19 protein-coding genes are annotated in these 17,352 nt (G+C 64.4%); 13 read left to right on the plus strand and 6 right to left on the minus strand.

Features of this window, described 5'->3' with window-relative positions; translation table 11 throughout:
• Positions 1-20: 20 nt before the first annotated feature.
• Both EU803_RS14580 and EU803_RS14585 read left to right on the plus strand, forming a co-directional pair.
• Entirely contained in the window at positions 21-1,931 is a 1,911-nt protein-coding gene (locus EU803_RS14580) for an OmpA family protein (RefSeq protein ID WP_129684232.1), read from the plus strand.
• Positions 1,932-1,949: 18 nt separating this feature from the next.
• On the plus strand, positions 1,950-2,276 hold the full coding sequence (locus tag EU803_RS14585; RefSeq protein WP_129684123.1) for a hypothetical protein: 327 nt from the start codon (positions 1,950-1,952) through the stop codon (positions 2,274-2,276).
• Here EU803_RS14585 and EU803_RS14590 read toward each other — a convergent pair.
• Complete coding sequence (locus EU803_RS14590; protein WP_129684125.1) at positions 2,273-3,232, minus strand: L-threonylcarbamoyladenylate synthase; 960 nt, start codon at positions 3,230-3,232, stop codon at positions 2,273-2,275. The two genes, EU803_RS14585 and EU803_RS14590, sit on opposite strands and share 4 nt — an antisense overlap.
• Before the next feature lie 95 nt (positions 3,233-3,327).
• Between EU803_RS14590 and EU803_RS14595 the strand changes: the two genes are divergently transcribed.
• The 5 genes from EU803_RS14595 (at position 3,328) to EU803_RS14615 (ending at position 7,488) form a co-directional block, all read left to right on the plus strand.
• Positions 3,328-5,031, plus strand: a complete 1,704-nt coding sequence (locus EU803_RS14595) for an acyl-CoA dehydrogenase (RefSeq protein ID WP_129684127.1) — start codon at positions 3,328-3,330, stop codon at positions 5,029-5,031.
• A complete protein-coding gene (locus EU803_RS14600; protein ID WP_129684129.1) occupies positions 5,031-6,068 on the plus strand; it encodes an MBL fold metallo-hydrolase in 1,038 nt (345 codons plus the stop codon). The genes EU803_RS14595 and EU803_RS14600 overlap by 1 nt, the downstream gene beginning before the upstream one ends.
• Positions 6,069-6,147: 79 nt before the next feature.
• Complete coding sequence (locus tag EU803_RS14605; RefSeq protein ID WP_129684131.1) at positions 6,148-6,636, plus strand: DUF6173 family protein; 489 nt, start codon at positions 6,148-6,150, stop codon at positions 6,634-6,636.
• 78 nt (positions 6,637-6,714) lie between these two features.
• Positions 6,715-6,849 (plus strand): aa3-type cytochrome c oxidase subunit IV, encoded by a 135-nt coding sequence (locus tag EU803_RS14610; protein ID WP_129684133.1) that lies wholly within the window; start codon positions 6,715-6,717, stop codon positions 6,847-6,849.
• Between the two features lie 24 nt (positions 6,850-6,873).
• Positions 6,874-7,488: a hypothetical protein gene (locus EU803_RS14615; RefSeq protein WP_129684135.1), complete on the plus strand. Its 615-nt coding sequence runs from the start codon at positions 6,874-6,876 to the stop codon at positions 7,486-7,488.
• Here EU803_RS14615 and EU803_RS14620 read toward each other — a convergent pair.
• The gene (locus EU803_RS14620; protein ID WP_129684137.1) at positions 7,472-7,807 is read right to left on the minus strand and encodes an AzlD domain-containing protein; all 336 of its coding nucleotides are present in this window, start codon (positions 7,805-7,807) and stop codon (positions 7,472-7,474) included. The genes EU803_RS14615 and EU803_RS14620 overlap by 17 nt on opposite strands.
• A complete protein-coding gene (locus EU803_RS14625) occupies positions 7,804-8,505 on the minus strand; it encodes an AzlC family ABC transporter permease (protein ID WP_129684139.1) in 702 nt (233 codons plus the stop codon). The genes EU803_RS14620 and EU803_RS14625 overlap by 4 nt, the downstream gene beginning before the upstream one ends.
• Positions 8,506-8,588: 83 nt before the next feature.
• Here EU803_RS14625 and EU803_RS14630 point away from each other — a divergent pair, with 83 nt between their 5' ends.
• Complete coding sequence (locus tag EU803_RS14630; RefSeq protein ID WP_129684141.1) at positions 8,589-9,197, plus strand: GNAT family N-acetyltransferase; 609 nt, start codon at positions 8,589-8,591, stop codon at positions 9,195-9,197.
• Here the strand turns inward: EU803_RS14630 and EU803_RS14635 are convergent.
• Both EU803_RS14635 and greA read right to left on the minus strand, forming a co-directional pair.
• On the minus strand, positions 9,194-10,225 hold the full coding sequence (locus tag EU803_RS14635) for a hypothetical protein (RefSeq protein WP_129684143.1): 1,032 nt from the start codon (positions 10,223-10,225) through the stop codon (positions 9,194-9,196). The two genes, EU803_RS14630 and EU803_RS14635, sit on opposite strands and share 4 nt — an antisense overlap.
• Positions 10,226-10,252: 27 nt before the next feature.
• Positions 10,253-10,723 carry a transcription elongation factor GreA gene (gene greA, locus EU803_RS14640; RefSeq protein WP_129684145.1) on the minus strand — a complete coding sequence of 157 codons (471 nt, stop codon included), beginning with the start codon at positions 10,721-10,723 and terminating at the stop codon, positions 10,253-10,255.
• 260 nt (positions 10,724-10,983) lie between these two features.
• Between greA and EU803_RS14645 the strand changes: the two genes are divergently transcribed.
• From EU803_RS14645 to EU803_RS14655, 3 genes are all read left to right on the plus strand, one after another.
• The gene (locus EU803_RS14645; RefSeq protein ID WP_129684147.1) at positions 10,984-12,621 is read left to right on the plus strand and encodes an electron transfer flavoprotein-ubiquinone oxidoreductase; all 1,638 of its coding nucleotides are present in this window, start codon (positions 10,984-10,986) and stop codon (positions 12,619-12,621) included.
• Positions 12,622-12,761: 140 nt separating this feature from the next.
• The gene (locus EU803_RS14650) at positions 12,762-14,468 is read left to right on the plus strand and encodes a tetratricopeptide repeat protein (protein WP_129684149.1); all 1,707 of its coding nucleotides are present in this window, start codon (positions 12,762-12,764) and stop codon (positions 14,466-14,468) included.
• The gene (locus tag EU803_RS14655) at positions 14,455-15,318 is read left to right on the plus strand and encodes a 4-(cytidine 5'-diphospho)-2-C-methyl-D-erythritol kinase (protein WP_129684151.1); all 864 of its coding nucleotides are present in this window, start codon (positions 14,455-14,457) and stop codon (positions 15,316-15,318) included. Before EU803_RS14650 ends, EU803_RS14655 begins: the two co-directional genes overlap by 14 nt.
• On the opposite strand, the gene EU803_RS14660 is transcribed toward EU803_RS14655, so the two are convergent.
• Complete coding sequence (locus EU803_RS14660) at positions 15,311-16,309, minus strand: polyprenyl synthetase family protein (RefSeq protein WP_129684153.1); 999 nt, start codon at positions 16,307-16,309, stop codon at positions 15,311-15,313. The two genes, EU803_RS14655 and EU803_RS14660, sit on opposite strands and share 8 nt — an antisense overlap.
• A 56-nt stretch (positions 16,310-16,365) precedes the next feature.
• On the opposite strand from EU803_RS14660, the gene EU803_RS14665 reads away from it, so the two are divergent.
• On the plus strand, positions 16,366-16,581 hold the full coding sequence (locus tag EU803_RS14665) for a DUF2007 domain-containing protein (RefSeq protein ID WP_129684155.1): 216 nt from the start codon (positions 16,366-16,368) through the stop codon (positions 16,579-16,581).
• Complete coding sequence (locus tag EU803_RS14670) at positions 16,578-17,336, plus strand: methyltransferase (RefSeq protein WP_129684157.1); 759 nt, start codon at positions 16,578-16,580, stop codon at positions 17,334-17,336. The genes EU803_RS14665 and EU803_RS14670 overlap by 4 nt, the downstream gene beginning before the upstream one ends.
• Positions 17,337-17,352: the final 16 nt, after the last annotated feature.

Here is a 17,352-nt window from a genome sequence, read left to right on the forward strand (position 1 = left end):
CCAACAAGAAGCTGGTCCGTATGCGCCTGTCCGCCCTGTTCCTTCGTATCGCCGTCTTTGTCGCGGCTGCCCTCATTACCTGGGGCGCTGCACGTGTTTCGGTGACGGTTCTGGAACAGCGATCGACGGTTGCCGTGCAAGAGGCGCTTCTGGACGAGGGGCAGGAATGGCCCACGGTCATTGCCGACGGGTTGCAGATCATCCTTGAGGGCGAGGCCCCGAGCGAGGCCGCCCGGTTCCGCGCCATGACCATTTCCGGCCGGATCGTCGATGCCAGCCGCGTTATCGACAATATGCATGTGACCGATCCCGAAGGGCTGGCGCCGCCTTCCTTCGCGATCGAAATCCTGCGTAATGACAGTGGCGTTTCGCTGATCGGCCTGATCCCCGCCGCGACGGACCGCGCCGCCCTGTCAGCCCGGATCACCCGGATCGCCGATGGCCAGCCTGTCACCGATCTTCTGGAAAGCGCCGATTATCCGATGCCGGAAAACTGGCGGCCGGCGCTGAACTATGCGGTCGACGCATTGGCGCAGCTTCCGCGGTCGAAGATCTCTGTTGCGGCGGGCCGGGTCGAGATTACCGCGATTTCCGACAGCGCCGATCAGAAGCGTCTGCTGGAGGCCCGTCTAAGCCGCGAACGGCCCGAAGGCGTCCGGCTTGCCCTGCAGATCACTGCGCCGCGCCCGGTGATTTCCCCCTATATCACCCGCTTTACCCTTGACCCGAACGGTGCCCGCTTTGCCAGTTGCACCGCCGACACCGAAGAGGCCCGCGACAAGATCATCGCAGCCGCAACCGCCGCTGGGCTTGAGGGGCGCGTCAACTGCACGCTGGCGCTTGGGGTGCCGTCGGCCACATGGTCCGACGCGGTGTCCCTGTCCATCGCCGCGGTTGCAGAATTGGGTGGCGGCACAGTGACAATTTCGGACGCGGATATTGCGCTGGTGGCGCTGGAAGGCACAGAGCAATCCCTGTTCGACAGCGTGGTTGGTGCGCTCGACAACAATCTGCCCGATCTTTTCGCGCTTGATGCGACCCTTCCCGTCGCCCCCGAGGCAAGCGAGCAGGGACCGACAGAATTCGTCGCGACGCTTAGCCCCGAGGGCCTTGTGCAGCTGCGGGGCAAGATTTCCGACGACCTGATGAACCAGACCGTCGAAAACTATGCCCAGGCCCGGTTTGGCCGGAACGCGGTGCGCATGGGAACGCTTGTCACCGATGGGCTGCCGCGTGGTTGGGCCCTTCGGGTGCTGGCCGGCATCGAAGGGCTATCTTACCTGTCGAATGGATCGGTCGTGGTGTCCCAAGACAACCTGACCCTGCGGGGCAATACCGGCGACCCGGATGCAAGCGCCGAAGTGTCCCGCCTGCTGATCGAGAAACTGGGCGAAGCCGCGCAATTCAGTGTCGATGTCACCTATGTCGAGGCGCTGGACCCCATTGCCGCCTTGCCAACCCCGGAAGAATGTATCGCCCAGATCGGCATCGTGACGGCGGAACGGAAGATCCTGTTTGATCCGGGATCGGATTCGCTGACCGCCGATACCCAGCCGGTTATCGACGATATTGCAGAGGTGCTGCGCGCCTGTCTGGACATCCCGATGGAGATCGCAGGCTATACCGACAGCCAGGGCCGCGAGGAAATGAACCTTGCCCTGTCCAAGAACCGGGCCGAGGCGGTCCTGTCCGCCCTGCGCGCGCGCCGCGTGCCGACGGGCGGCTTTGTGGCCAATGGCTATGGCGAAGCGGACCCGATTGCGGATAATGAAACCGAAGAGGGCCGCGAGGCGAACCGGCGGATCGAATTCCGCCTGCTTCAGCCAGAGCCGACCCCGGAAGTACAGACCGCGCTGGAAGCGGCGGAAGACGCGCCAGCCGAGGAAACCAGCGAAGACGCCCCGCAAGATGCGGAAAGCACGGCGGAATAACACAAGGGACGACGGGACGTGAACAGAGCCGAAACGATCTTTGCGATGGCCATCATCCTATTCGTGGCCTTCTGCCTTGGTTGGTTTGCCAGCTGGCTGGTGAACCGGTTTACCCGCGTCACAAAGGCCGAGATCGGCGAGCTGGACCGGATGGCCCAGTCCCTGCACGAGGCCGAGGAAACCCGCGATCAGGCGATCATCTACCTGCAACAACGCGAGGCGGAGATCACCAACCAACTGACCCAGACCGAGGCTGAATTGCGTGCGGCTATGGATGGTCTGCGGGACGCGCGGCACGAGGCCGAGGAATTGCGCACATATATCGAGCGCAACAATATGGGTTAGGCCGGGCGCGGCGCCGCCGCCCGTTTCAGCCGGTCGTTGATCGCCCGTCCCAGCCCGTGGTCCGGGATCGGCGCGACGGCAATCCGTTCTGCCCCCATTTCATCCAGCCGATGCAGGCACTCGAACAGCCGCGCGGCGGCTTCGGTCAGATCGCCGCTTTCGGACAGGCTCAGGTCGCCGGCGACGGGTCCGAAACCCAGCATGACCTCGCCCTGCTCCGCCACCGTCGCGTTCAGTCGGACAGCGCCCTGCGGGGCATAATGCGAGGTGAGCATTCCCGGCGCCTTGGGCGCGAGATCCTCACTGATCGGCCCGGCCTCCAGCGGTTTGCCAAGGCAGGCCTCAATCGCCTCGGACGGCAAACCGCCCGCCCGCAACAGGCGCGGCGACCCAGTGCAATCGACGATGGTGCTTTCGACCCCAACGGCGCAGGCCCCGCCATCGACCACCGCGTCGATCCGCCCGGACAGGCCGGACAGGACATGGGCCGCCGTGGTCGGGCTGACCCGGCCCGAGGGGTTGGCAGAGGGGGCCGCGACCGGCCCGCCAAAGGCCCGCAGCACCCCCTGAGCCACCGGATGATCCGGCACCCGGATCGCAAGGGTATCAAGGCCCGCCGTCACCAGTTTCGAGATGCCCGCACTGTCCCACACCGGCAGAACGATGGTCAGGGCGCCCGGCCAGAAGGCCTGCGCCAGCATCCGCGCCTCGCGGTTGAAAATGACAAAGCGTTCGGCGGCGTCGAGATCCGGCACATGCACGATCAGCGGGTTGAAACTGGGCCGCCCCTTGGCGGCGTAGATCCCGGCGACCGCGCGATCATCCCGCGCATCCGCCCCCAGCCCGTAGACTGTTTCGGTCGGAAAGGAGACAAGCCCACCCGCCCCAAGCAGCGCCGCCGCCCGCGCCAACCCGGCCGCGTCCGCGGCAAGATGTTCGGTTGCTTTCAAAGTCATGACGTGGCGTTCCTGTTGCGGGCTCAGGCCGGGTTGTTACCTTCAAAGCCGTTTCCACACCAGAGACTTGCAACCATTCGCAGGACATTACCGCCATGCCGTTCCGTTCACCGATCGACGACTTTCGCTTTATCCTGAACCATGTTGCCGGATACGGGCAGGTCACCGCGACCGACCGGTTTGCCGAGGCCGGGGAAGACATGGCCGATGCGATTCTGACCGAGGCAGGCCGCATGTGCGACGAGGTTCTGGCCCCGCTGCAACGCAATGGGGACCAGCAGGGCGCGGTTCTGGAAAACGGGGTTGTGCGCACCTCGCCCGGTTTTGCGGAAGGCTATCGCGCCATCGCCGAAGGCGGCTGGATCGGCATGGCCGCCAGCCCGGATCACGGCGGCATGGGCCTGCCCATGGCCCTGACCACGGCGGTCAACGACATGATGTCGGGCGCCTGCCTTGCCCTGCAACTGAACCCGTTGATGAGCCAGGGGCAGATCGAAGCGCTGGAAAACCACGCCAGTGACGAGATCAAGGCGCTATATCTGCCGAAGATGATTTCGGGCGAGTGGTGCGGCACGATGAACCTGACCGAGCCGCAAGCCGGGTCGGACGTGGGCGCGCTGCGCACCAAGGCAGAGCCGAACGGCGACGGCACCTATGCCATCTCCGGTCAGAAGATTTTCATCAGCTGGGCGGACAACGATTTTTCGGAAAACGTCTGCCACCTTGTCCTCGCCCGCCTGCCCGACGGGGTACCCGGCACCAAGGGGATCAGCCTGTTCATGGTGCCAAAACTGATCCCCGATGCAGAGGGCAACCCGGGCGAGCGCAACTCCCTGCGCGTGGTCAGCCTTGAACACAAGATGGGCCTGCACGGGTCGCCGACCGCGGTGATGGAATATTCCGGCGCGACCGGCTGGCTGGTGGGCGAACCCCATGCGGGCATGGCCGCGATGTTCACCATGATGAACAACGCACGGCTGGGCGTCGGCACCCAGGGGATCGGGGCGGCCGAAGGTGCCTATCAGCATGCGCTGGCCTATGCGCTGGACCGCAAGCAGGGCCGCGTCGGCGGCACCGGCGCCATTATCGAACACCCCGACGTGCGTCGGATGCTGGCCACCATGAAGGCCGAGATCTTCACTGCCCGCTCTATCGCGCTGGCCAATGCGGTTGCGATCGACATGGCCCATGCCACGGGCGACCCAAGCTGGACCGCCCGCGCCGCCCTGCTGACCCCGATTTCCAAGGCCTTCGGCACCGATATCGGCTGCGAGGTCGCCAGTATGGGTATTCAGGTTCATGGTGGCATGGGCTTCATCGAGGAGACCGGCGCCGCCCAATACCTGCGCGACGCGCGCGTGACCGCGATTTACGAAGGCACGAACGGCATCCAGTCGATCGACCTTGTGGGTCGCAAGATGATGGATGGAGGCGAGGCCGCAAGCCGCCTTCTGGACGAGATCGAGGCCGGAGCGGAAGCCGCCCGCACCACCCACGGCGCCCTCGCCGAAGCGGTCTGGCAGTCCACCGAATCCCTGCGTGAAACGACCGAATGGCTGGTGGAACAGGATATGGGGGACCGGCTGGCCGGGTCGGTGCCCTACCTTCGTGCCTTCGCGCGGGTTCTGGGCGGACACTACCACCTGACCGCTGCCATGGCCGAACCGGGCGGGGCGCGGGACCGGCTTGCCACCTTCTACATTCGCCGGTTGCTGCCAGAACATGCGGGGCTTCTGGCGCATGTGCGCGAAGGTGCGGCGGACCTCATGGCAATCACCCCCGACGACCTGTCGGCCTGATGTCGGGCGCGGGCATCCGCTATCCCTTCGACACACCGCCGGACCATGGAACGGTGGTTGAAGTGGCCGAAGGCGTCCTGTGGCTGCGCCTTCCGCTGCCGATGGTGCTGGACCATGTGAATGTCTATGCGCTGGACGATGGCGACAGCTGGGCCGTGATCGACACTGGGTTTGACAGCCGCAAGAGCCGCGCGATCTGGGACGCGGCCCTGTCCGGCCCCCTATCGGGAAAGCCCGTGGCCCGTGTCGTTGTCACCCATCACCACCCCGATCATGTCGGACTTGCCGGTTGGTTCGTGGCGCGGGGCGCGGAACTGGTCATGCCGCGCACCGGCTGGCTGATGGCACGGATGCTGACGCTGGACGAACAACCCGCCTACCCGCCGGAAACGGTCGACTTCTATCGCCGGTCGGGCATGGCCGCCGAGGTTCTGGAAAAGCGGCAGTCCGAACGTCCCTTCAACTTTGCCGACTGCGTGCATCCGCTGCCCTTGGGCTACACCCGCCTGCAAGAGGGTGGAACGATCCGAATGGGCGGCCGCGACTGGGTGATCCGCATGGGGAACGGCCACGCGCCGGAGCATGCAACATTCTGGAGCGCCGAGGGCGATCTTGTCATCGGGGGCGACCAGATCCTGCCGTCGATCAGCCCCAACCTTGGCGTCTATCCCACCGAACCCGAGGCCGACCCTGTCGCCGAATGGCTGGAAGCCTGCGAACGGCTGTCCGCCTTTGCGACTGAACGACAGTTGGTCATGGGTGGGCACAAATTGCCCTTTACCGGCCTGCCGACACGGATGCGCCAGTTGATCGACAACCATCACGGGGCGCTTGACCGGCTGGAACGGCACCTTGCCGAACCCCGCCGGGGCGGCGACTGTTTCCTGCCCCTGTTCAAGCGCGAAATCGGCGGCGGCGAATACGGTCTGGCCCTTGTCGAATCCGTGGCCCACCTGAACCACCTGCACCAGACCGGACGCGCGCGCCGGTGGCTGTCGGACGACGGGGCCTATCTTTGGCAGGCGGCGTCCGACTGACATTCCGGTGAGCGGTGCCCCCTGACTGGACAGGACAGATCATAGGGTATTGGATGCCCCAAACCGCCAGGGAGCGATGATGACCGATCCGAAACGAACAACCCTGTCCATCGAAACCTCGGCCGAGGCGGTCGAGAACGCCATCCTGCCACGGGTTCACGAGGTGCATACCGATCCCGACAAGAAACCCGCCTGCACCGATGATCTGCCCAACACCATGCAGGCCCCGGTCGAGGCGAAAAGCCCGGCCCAATGGGCCTATGAACGGCTGATCCTCTATATCCAGAACTTCGAGAAGCAGCTGGACGCGGATCAGGAGGTGGCGATGGGGTTCACCGGGGGCGAGGCCGGGGTTATCCGGATCGAAGGGATGGGCTATTTCGACCCGGATATCCTGACCTTCTACGGCAGCACCGACGACGGGATGAAAACCCAGCTTGTGCAGCATGTGTCTCAGCTCAACGTCATGTTGATGGCGCTTCCGGCGGAGGAGGAGCAGCAGGAACCCAACCGGATCGGGTTCCGCCTTGCGCGTGATCTGGAAGACGGGCCGGATGCGACAGGCTGACCCGTCAGCCGGGCGTGACAGGCTCGTCTGAATCGTCTATTCACCCCAAAACAACTCGTCTTGCGAAGGATTAAAGAAATGGCCGAACACAAGCACGGCAGCATGGACATCACCGTTCAGGAAAAGACCTTTAACGGCTTCATCACGTTCACCGTTCGCACGGTCATCGTGATCCTTGTGGCTGTGGTTCTTCTGGCGCTGATCAACGCCTGATAGGATCGGGAAAAGGGGGCTGCCATGAAACGACGCGCATTCATCGCAGGTTTGCCCCTGTTCCTTGCCGCCTGCGGTGCCGAGAAGGTCTGGGCCCCGGACGAAATCGTATCGGCCAAGGCCTATCGCCATGACGGGCCGCCGCGCCTGACGCTGATCACGATGAAGAACACCGGATCGGATAACGGCGCCCATACCGCCCTGATGATCAACGCAAGCCAGCGGGTTCTTTGGGATCCCGCCGGCACCTTCAAAAGCGATTCCATTCCTGAACGAAACGACGTGCTGTTCGGGATCACACCCATGGTGGAGCGGTTCTACATCTCCTACCATTCCCGCGTGACCTACTACACCGTCATTCAGGAACTGGACGTCACCCCCGAGGTGGCAGAGGCCGCGCTGCGGGCGGTTCTGACCTATGGTGCGGTGCCAAAGGCCAACTGCACCCGCGCCACCAGCCAGATCATGAAGGGGCTGCCGGGGTTTTCGGACATCCGCGTGACCCTATTCCCGAACAATCTGGCCGACCAGTTCGGCCAATATCCTGGCGTCCGTACCCGCGAATACCGCGAAACCGACAGCGACGACCGGACCGAAGCCGCGCAGGCCATCAACGCGGCCCTTACCGGGGCGCAGTAAGCGACAACCCCACGGACAGGACAAGCGCGCCGGCAAGCATCGCCAGCAGCACGTTCTTGCGCCAATACCCGACCCCGAATGTCACCAGTGCCGCCATCAGGCGCACCGGGTCGGTCTGTCCATCGGTCGCCGCGGGCCACAGCACCAGGGGTGCGACCATTCCCGGCAACACAGCCACGGGCGTATAGCGCAACATGCGCAGGACAACCGGCGGCAGCGGCCGGTCACCGATCAATCCGAGGAAGGAAAACCGGATCAGGTAGGTCCCCAGCGCCAGCGCTGCGATGATCCCCCAGACGGACGCGTCGGAATAGGTCATGCGGCCCGCCTTTCCATCCATGTTTCAAAACCAGCCCCGGCGCACATGGCCAGCCCGGCCGCGATCAACAGCCCCACGCCCGATGGCAACCCGGCCAGGAGCAGCGCCGCCACGATCGACACCAACGCAGCCACAAGATGCGCCACCGTCCGCAGCATCGGCGCGATCAGGGCCAGAAAGGCGATCGGCAGCGCGAAATCCAGCCCGAAGGACGCGGGGATCGCTGCGCCCAGTAGGATGCCCGCCAAAGACATGATGCACCAAAGGGTCGCAATGGGCAGGGCAATGCCGACGAAAAACGCCACCCGCGCGGGAACGGGCATATCGGGATCGTCTTCGTATCGCGCTACCCCCACCGCATAGCTTTGGTCGAAATTGAGGTAGGCGACCAAAGCCCGTTGCCACAGCGGCGCCTTGCCCAGGTAAGGGGCAAGCGAGGCCGAATACATTGCCATCCGCAGGTTTACGGCAAGCGAGGCGAGAAGAACCATCGCCACCGGCGCATTGTCGACCATCATTTGCAGGGCGGCGAATTGCGACGCCCCCGCGATCACAAGGACAGAAAAGCCCATCGCTTGCGCCAGTGACAGCCCCGCATCCGTGGCGACCACCCCGAACAGGGTCGAGAACGGCGCGACGACCAGAAGAAATGGCAGGGATCGGCCAACACCTTGCCAGAATGCCTTGCGCGTAGTCATTCGCCCCCCAAACATGCCTCGGCCAACCCGTATCCGCGTCCGCTGGCATTGGCAATCCGGGCAAGAGGCGGCAAACTACGAGCATGACAGACGGCCCCTTTTCCTTTGCAATCCGGCACGGGCTGCCGGACGAGTTTCGCGCTCAGGCTGCGGCGCTGTACTGGGCCGCCTTCCGGGACAAGCTGGGGCGGGTCATGGGCCCTGATCAGCGGGCAACCGGGTTTATCTCGCGGGTGTTGGACCCGGATCATGCCCTGTGCGCCATTGGCCCTGACGGGGATCTTCTGGGCGTGATCGGGTTCAAATCGCCCAAAGGTGCCTTTGTCGGCGGGTCATTCCGGGATTTTGTTGCGGTCTATGGGATGGCCGGGGCGGCGCTGCGCGTGGCGCTGATCTGGCGGCTTCAATCCGACATCGAAAACGAACGCTTTCTGATCGACGGGCTGATCGTCGCGCCACATATGCGGGGGCGCGGCGTGGGCACCGCGCTTTTGCGCGCCATGCGGCAAGAGGCGGGCCGTCGCGGATACCATGAACTGCGCCTTGAAGTCGCGGACGGGAACGACGGGGCGCGGGCGCTGTATGATCGTCTGGGGTTCCGTGACATCGGCTGGACCGGAACCGGGGCGCTGCGCCATGTGTTCGGATTTCGCGGGGCCACGACGATGGTCTGGCCCGTCTCGGGGCCCTAGTCGAAGGCGCCTGTCACACGGCCCAGCAGCATGAAGGCCCGGGCAGTCCGGGTCTTTGCCAGATCGTCGATTTCCTCGTCCGTGGCATCGGTTTCGAATTCCACCAGCATCTGGTCGAACTTGCGCAGGAAATGGTGTGCAGCATCCCGAAAGATCGTGTCTTCACGCATCCGCCCGGCGGTCAGCGCAAGCGACGACCGGTCGCGGATGCCGCCCATCGCGGCGACGGACCGGCCCCGCTCGCCCTTGGCAAAGCGACGCCAGACCTCGGGCCGGGCGCGGTCGGGGCGCATGTCGTCCATGTAGATGCCATCATGGCTCAGCAGGGTCAGGATGTCCTGAGCCGCCTGAATCAGAAGCTTGGCCTTGCGGTCGCGCAGGGCACGGCGCAGCGCGGCAAAGCCTTCTTCGTCCTTGTCTGTGTCGGGGAAATTCAACGCCCGGATCAGGACCGACCGGTCGATGGGCGGGATCGAATCCTCGACCGGGGTGCCCAGCGCAAGGGTCGGCTGGTCGTCGGCCGCAGCGGTCGGCGGGCTGGGCGGGTTTGCCGGGGGCCGCGCCACGGCGGTGCGGCTGGTGGCAAATGTGGCCAGCGCCGATTCCGTCTTTTGGGCAGAGCGGGCAATTTCGTTCAGTTTCCGCTCGACCGAGCTTTGTGAAGGAACCGCGCTGCCGCGCGCCTGTCGGTCGGCCACATAGGTTTTGCGCATCGCGTCGATGGCAACCTGAAGGCGGCGCGATTCCTCGCGCACGATCCGGGCGGACCGGGCTGCGGCCGCCGCAACCCAGATCATTGCGACGGGTAGAAAGACCGCCATAAGGGTCATGACAAAGCGCAGGCTGTCAAAGCCGGCGCTGCCCCCTTCGACCGGCTCCGATGGCACGAACATGAAGAACGCCCCGGCCGCGGCAAGCCAGCCAAGGCTCAGCACCAAGGCGATCACCTCGGTGCCGGTAAAGCGCGGTTCTTCGGGCCGGGTTGCGGCGGTCAGATCGCTTTCAGCCTTGTCATCGCGCGCTGCCATGGGTCCCCTCGGGCCGGGTCATTCAAACTAGTTATAGGAAATCTGAAGGATTTCGTAACTCTTCTCGCCGCCGGGGGTCCGCACTTCGACGCTGTCGCCGACATCCTTGCCGATCAGCGCGCGGGCCAAAGGCGATTTGATGTTCAGCTTGCCCGCCTCGATATCGGCCTCGTATTCGCCAACGATCTGGAAGGTGCGTTCCTCGTCGGTGTCTTCGTCGACCAGCTGCACGGTGGCCCCGAATTTCACCGTGCCCGACAGTTTGGTCGGGTCGATCACATCCGCCAGCGAAATGACGCCTTCGAGTTCCTTGATACGGCCTTCGATGAACGACTGCTTTTCCTTGGCGGAATGGTATTCGGCATTCTCGGACAGGTCGCCATGTTCGCGGGCTTCGGCGATAGCCTTGATGATCGCCGGCCGTTCGACCGACTTGAGCTGCTTCAGCTCTGCGTCGAGCTTGTCGTAGCCTGCGCGCGTCAGCGGAATCTTTTCCATGTCGCCTTCCCGTTTCGAATGAACCGTTGTGATGCAATCTGGCGTTCATAACCCGCCGGGCGGGATCAAAGTCAAGGGTGATGGGCGGCCTTTGCCCCCACCGACCCGGAAAAACCCGGTGACCCGTGCAAGCCAGTCACAAGGTCGCGGCAGAGACATTTAACGTCGTGTCGTGATTGCCCTTGAAATACAGGTGCTGTAACCCGTCACGAAAGAAAGTTTCGGGGGACCGCCCCAGACCATCAACAAAGGGAAAGGCCATGGCCGAGATCGAACGCGAAGCAATGGAATACGACGTCGTCATCGTCGGCGCAGGCCCGGCGGGTCTGAGCGCGGCAATCCGGCTCAAGCAGTTGGACGCGGACCTGAATGTCGTGGTTCTTGAGAAGGGCTCTGAAGTTGGCGCGCACATCCTGTCGGGTGCCGTTCTGGACCCGTCGGGCCTGAATGCGCTGATCCCCGATTGGAAGGAAAAGGGTGCGCCGATCACCGTTCCGGTGAAAGAAGACAACTTCTACGTCCTCGGCGAAGCAGGCCAGATGCGTCTGCCCAACTTTGCGATGCCGCCCCTGATGAACAACCACGGCAACTACATCGTGTCGATGGGCAATGTCTGCCGCTGGATGGCCGAACAGGCCGAGGAAATGGGTGTCGAGATTTTCCCCGGCATGTCCTGTTCCGAACTGGTTTTCGGCGACAATGGCGAGGTGAAGGGCGTTGTCGCGGGCGAGTTTGGCAAGAACGCCGATGGCACCCCCGGCCCGCACTATGAACCGGGCATGGAACTGCACGGCAAATATGTGTTCCTGTCGGAGGGCGTGCGCGGGTCGTTGTCCAAGGAAGTGATCGCGAAATACGATCTGGCCAAGAATTCGGACGTGCAGAAATTCGGCGTCGGGATGAAGGAAATCTGGGAAATCGACCCCGCCAAGCACCGCGAAGGCACCGTGACCCACACCATGGGCTGGCCGCTTGGCAGCAATGCCGGGGGCGGGTCGTTCATCTACCACCTCGACAACAACCAGGTTTACGTCGGCTTCGTGGTTCACCTGAACTACAAGAACCCGTACCTGTTCCCCTACATGGAATTCCAGCGGTTCAAGCATCACCCGATGGTCGCCGAGCTGCTGAAAGGCGGCAAGCGCGTCGCCTATGGCGCCCGCGCGATTTCCGAAGGCGGGTTCCAGTCGATCCCGCAGACCGCCTTCCCCGGCGGCTGTCTTCTGGGCTGCTCCGCTGGGCTGGTGAACGTGCCGCGGATCAAGGGCAACCACAACGCCATGTTTTCGGGCATCCACGCCGCAGAGGCCGCCCATGCCGCGATCAAGGCGGGCCGCGCCAGCGATACGCTGACCGAATACGATACCGCGCTGAAGTCCGGCCCCGTCGGCAAGGACCTCAAGAAGGTGCGCAACGTCAAACCGCTGTGGTCCAAATACGGGCTGGTTGCGTCGCTGGGGATCGGTGGGTTCGACATGTGGACGAACAACCTGTTCGGCCTGTCGCTGCTGGGCACGCTGAAGCATGGCAAATCGGACGCTGCCGCGACCGAAGAAGCCAGCAAGCACAAGCCGATCGACTATCCCAAGCCCGACGGCACGCTGTCCTTCGACCGTCTGACCAACGTCAGCTTCTCGATGACCAACCACGAGGAAAGCCAGCCCGCCCACCTGCGTCTGGCCGATGACAGCATCCCGATGTCGGTCAACATGCCGAAATTCGCGGAACCGGCGCAGCGCTACTGCCCTGCCGGGGTCTACGAAGTTGTGGATGACAAGTTTGTCATCAACTTCCAGAACTGCGTTCACTGCAAGACCTGCGATATCAAGGACCCCAGCCAGAACATCACCTGGACGGTTCCGCAGGGTGGCGACGGGCCGAATTACCCCAACATGTAGACCAGACCGGATCGGGGCCCTGCGGGGCCCCGTTTCATGTGCGGGAAACCGCCCTTTTCGGCCACCTGCGATTGCAGCGCCCCGGCGGGCGGACTAGGTATTGGGGGAACAGTGCCCCGCCCCCTCCGAAGGACCTCCCCTTGCCCCTCAAGACCGCCCGGACGCTTCTCCTCGCTGCCTCCCTCGCCGCCGTCGTTTCGCCGCTTGCCCTTCAGGCCGAAGCGGACGCGGGATCCTACCTTGCGGCGCGGCAGGCCGGGATGGACCGCGATTTCGCCGCCGCCGCCCGTTATTTCGAACAGAGCCTTCGCGGAGACCCGGACAACCCCGGCCTGCTGGACAGTCTGGTCAACGCACGGATGGCCCTTGGCGATCTGGACGGCGCCCTGCCCGCCGCGCGGCGGATGAATGAACTTGGATACGAAAGCGCCTATGCCCGCGTCGCGGTGATGACCGCGCTTGTCCGGGACGAAGATTGGGAAGGCGTGTTCGGCCAGCTTGAAGCCGGGCAATCCATCGGGCCGCTGGTCGATGGGCTGATTCAGGGCTGGGCCTTCCTTGGAGAAGGCAAGGTCAGCCGCGCCTTTGACAGTTTCGACGAGGTGGCGGATACGCAGGGCCTGATCGCCTTCGGTCTTTACCACAAGGCGCTTGCGCTGGCCTCGGTTGGGGATTTCGAAGGGGCTGACGCGATATTTTCGATGCCGCCGACCGAAGGGATGCAGCGCACCAAACGGTCTGCGCTGGCCCATGCCGAGGTGTTGAGCCAGCTGGGCCGCAACCCCGATGCCGTGGCCATGCTGGACGCGACCTTTGGCCGTGATCCGGAACCGACAGTGTCCGCCCTGCGGGCCCGTCTGGCGGCTGGCGAACCTGTTCCCTACGGGTTCGTCCGGACCCCGCAGGACGGCGTGGCCGAGGTGTTCTTTACCGTAGCCAGTGCCTTTGTCGAAGAAGCCGACGAAAGCTTTCTGCTGCTTTACACCCGGGCGGCCGAATTGCTGCGCCCGGATCATGCAGAGGCGCTGATCCTGACCGGCAGGCTGCTGGACCGGCTGGGCCGGCACGAACTGGCCAACGAGGCGTTTTCCCGGGTCAGCCCGCAGGATCCGGCGTTTTTCGCGGCCGAGATGGGGCGCGCCGATGCGCTGCGCAGTGCCGGCAAGGTGGATGCCGCGATTGAGGTCCTTCAGGCCCTCACCCGCAGTCACGGCGAGGTCGCCCTTGTCCATGCGACCCTGGGCGACTTCCTGCGCCAGACACTGGACTATGCCGCCGCGAACGATGCCTATACCCGGGCCCTCGACCTTCAGGCCGACACCGACCCGGCCCGTTGGTTCGTCCTTTATACCCGCGCGATCACCTTTGAACGCATGGACCGCTGGGACGAGGCCGAGGCCGATTTCCGCGCGGCGCTGGCGCTGAACCCCGGCCATCCGTCGGTCCTGAACTACCTTGGCTATTCGCTGGTCGAGAAGCACATCAAGCTGGACGAGGCCCTGTCGATGATCGAACAGGCCGTCGAAGCACAGCCCGACAACGGCGCCATCGTGGACAGCCTTGGCTGGGTTCTCTACCGGCTGGGCCGATACGACGATTCCATCGTCCACATGGAACAGGCCGCCGCGCTGGAGCCGCTGGACCCGGTGATCAACGACCATCTGGGCGATGTCCTTTGGGCCGTCGGGCGCGAGATCGAAGCCCGGTTCCAATGGCGCCGCGCCCTGTCGTTCGACCCCGATGAGGCAGAGGCGGAACGTATCCGTCGCAAGCTGGAGGTTGGGCTGGACGTCGTGTTGGAGGAAGAAGGGGCCGCGCCCCTGTCAGTTTCCCGTGACGACCGTTAAGGGCCCCGCATATGCGAAGGTCAACCTGACCCTGCATGTCACCGGGCAGCGGGCCGATGGCTATCACCTGTTGGACAGCCTTGTGGTGTTCACCGAATTGGCCGACGTCATTTCCGTCAATGTCGCGCCCGAAGGTCTGTCGCTGTCGGTGGGTGGTCCCTTTGCGCCGGGCGTTCCGACGAACGAAAAAAACCTTGCCCTTCAGGCCGCCGCGCTTTTGGGCTTTGTCCGGGGCGTGACCCTTGGGGCGCAGATCACGCTGGACAAGCATCTGCCGCATGCCGCAGGTCTGGGCAGCGCGTCGGCCGATGCGGCGGCTGTTTTGCGGATGCTGCCCGAGGTCTGGAACGTCCCCCCCTTTCCGCCTGACGCGCCCGAGGTTCTGACCCTTGGCGCTGATGTGCCGGTTTGCACCCATGCCCCGGCCCCCGCCATCATGCAGGGGATTGGAGAGGTCGTGCGCCCGGCCCCGCGCCTGCCGCGCTGCGCCATGGTTCTGGTCAACCCCCGTGTCGAAGTGCCCACCGGACAGGTCTTTGCCGCCCTGCCGAACAAGCAGAACGCCCCGATGGAACCGATGCCCGAGGGCGCGGATTTCGAAACCTTCTGCGCGTGGTTGTCCCGGCAACGCAACGACCTGCAGCCCCCCGCGATCAAGATCGCGCCCGAGGTTGAAACCGCCCTGGCCAAGCTGCGCCGGATGTCTGCCGTGAAATGGGCAGGGATGAGCGGGTCTGGCGCGACCTGCGTTGCGCTGGTCAAGGATATGGGCGCGGCCCGCCAGGTGGCCCGCGCGATCCAGGTTCAGGAAATGAGCTGGTGGGTGGTGCCCGCCCCGGTGCTTAGCTGATCCGCGCCACGACGTAATCTGCAAGGTCCGACAGCATGTCGCGGATGTCGTGTTCCGGCAGAAGCTGCAACTGTGCCTTGGCGTGGGCGATCCAGCGCAGGGCCTCGTCCCGCACGTCATCCAGCGCGTTGTGACGGGCCAGAAGTGACAGGGCGGTTTCAAGATCGCCCTCTTCCTGTTTGCCCTTCTCGATCGTGCGCTGCCAGAAGGCCCGTTCCTCGGCGTCGGCCTTGGCCACGGCCTTGATCACCGGCAGGGTCAGTTTCCGTTCGCGGAAGTCGTCGCCGATGTTCTTGCCGGTGGCACTTGTCCCGCCGTAGTCCAACAGGTCGTCGACCATCTGGAACGCGACGCCCAGCGCATCGCCATAGTCATAAAGCGCGCGCACATGGGTCTCGGGCGCACCCGCGATGACACCGCCCACCTCGGTCGCGGCGGAAAACAGCGCCGCGGTCTTGCCCCGCACCACCTTGAGATAGGTTTCCTCGGTCGTGCGCAGATCACGGGCGGCGGTCAGCTGCAGCACCTCGCCCTCGGCAATCGTGGCAGAGGCCCCGGCAAGGATTTCCAGAACCCGCATCGACCCGGTTTCGACCATCAGGAGGAACGACCGGGCGAACAGGTAGTCCCCCACCAGAACCGAAGAGGTGTTGTCCCACAGTAGGTTCGCCGTTGGCCGGCCGCGCCGCTGGGCGCTTTCATCCACCACATCGTCATGCAGCAGCGTGGCGGTGTGGATGAACTCGACCGTGGCGGCCAGATGAATGTGGAACGGTCCGTCATAGCCGCACATCTTGGCGGCGGCGAGGGTCAGCATGGGCCGCAGACGCTTCCCCCCGGCCTCGACCAGATGGGCGGTCACCTCGGGGATGCGCGGGGCGTGTTCGGATGCCATCCGCTCGCGGATCATGACATTGACCGCATCCATTTCCGCCGAAAGGGCGGCTGCAAGCCTCTCGTGGGGCTTGGTGGCGGCAACATCAAGGCTCATGCACGGCTCCGTCATCTGGATGGACAAAGGCGGGGGTGCGCCTTAGGTCTTTGTCCATGAAGGAACTTCTGCGCACAACGGACCCGACGGTCATCGCCTTCGCCAAGGCTCTTCTGGACGGAGAGGGTATAGACTGCTTCGAATTCGACGTAAACATGAGCGTCCTTGATGGAAGCCTTGGCATATTGCCGCGCCGGATCATGGTTCGCGATGCGGATCTGTTCATGGCGCGGGCGGTGATGACGGACAATCAAATCGACCTTGGGCTATGACCGACCCCGCGTTGACGCAGGATGATTTCCTTGGGGGAAAGGTCCGGCTGTGGCAACCCCGCAAAGGGTATCGCGCGGGCGTTGATCCGGTCCTTCTGGCCGCAAGTATCCCCGCACACCCCGGTCAGTCGGTTCTGGAACTGGGATGCGGCGCAGGGGCGGCAAGCCTGTGCCTGTCGGCGCGGGTGTCGGGGCTGACCCTGACCGGGGTCGAGGTGCAGCCTTTCTATGCCGATCTTGCCCGACGCAACGGGGCCGAGAATGGCGCAAGCCTGACCGTGGTCGAGGCGGACCTGCGCGCCCTGCCCCCGGACCTGCGCCAGCAGCGGTTCGATCACGTGATGATGAACCCCCCATATTTCGACAGGCAGGCCAGCACGCGGGCGGATGATGATGGACGGGACGTCGCGCTTGGCGGTGATACCCCGCTCTCGGATTGGATCGAGGTTGGGGCGCGCCGGCTGGCCCCCCGGGGACATCTTTCTGTGATCCAGCGAATCGAACGCCTCCCCGAGGTTCTGACCGCCGTCACCGCACGGCTTGGGTCGGTGGTGGTGCGCCCGATTGCCGCGCGGAGCGGGCGGGCGCCAGGCCTGTTCCTGCTTCAGGCGCGTCAGGGTGGGCGGGCTGCCTTTCACCTGTCGGCGCCCCTGATCCTGCATGAAGGCCCCGAACACAGGAAGGATGGCGAGGACTACAGCGCCGCTGTGCAAGACATCCTGCGCAATGCCGGTCAATTGCCGATCCGGGATTAACGGCTTGGCAAGGAAT

This window comes from Loktanella sp. IMCC34160, from assembly GCF_004145845.1.
Taxonomy (GTDB): domain Bacteria; phylum Pseudomonadota; class Alphaproteobacteria; order Rhodobacterales; family Rhodobacteraceae; genus SELP01.